Origin of the sequence: Gracilibacillus sp. HCP3S3_G5_2 (genome assembly GCF_052063305.1) — a bacterium.
GTDB lineage: Bacteria > Bacillota > Bacilli > Bacillales > Amphibacillaceae > Gracilibacillus.
On record NZ_JBQHXU010000046.1, the window covers coordinates 1 to 565 of the forward strand.

Genomic DNA, 565 nt, shown 5'->3' on the forward strand with positions numbered 1-565 from the left:
TTCTTGGCAGCGTGAAATCCGGAACTTCGGTACTATATTTCCCTCCCGATCACAGCTCAAGCTTGCCAGACGGATTTGCCTATCTGACGCTCTTACTGCTTCGACGCACACGTCCAGTCGTGCGCTTTCCTTATCCTTCTGCGTCCCCCCCATCACTCAAACGGAATTGGGTGGTACAGGAATATCAACCTGTTGTCCATCGCCTACGCCTTTCGGCCTCGGCTTAGGCCCCGACTAACCCTGAGCGGACGAGCCTTCCTCAGGAAACCTTAGGCATTCGGTGAAGAAGATTCTCACTTCTTTTTCGCTACTCATACCGGCATTCTCACTTCTAAGCGCTCCACCAGTCCTCACGGTCTGACTTCGCTGCACTTAGAACGCTCTCCTACCATTGTTCGAAGAACAATCCGTAGCTTCGGTGATACGTTTAGCCCCGGTACATTTTCGGCGCAGCGTCACTCGACCAGTGAGCTATTACGCACTCTTTAAATGATGGCTGCTTCTAAGCCAACATCCTGGTTGTCTAAGCAACGCCACATCCTTTTCCACTTAACGTATACTTTGG

The 565-nt window shown here is 51.3% G+C and carries 1 rRNA gene; it reads right to left on the bottom strand.

Features of this window, described 5'->3' with window-relative positions:
* Positions 1–565, bottom strand: a 23S ribosomal RNA gene (locus ACTNEP_RS20500); the annotation flags it as partial.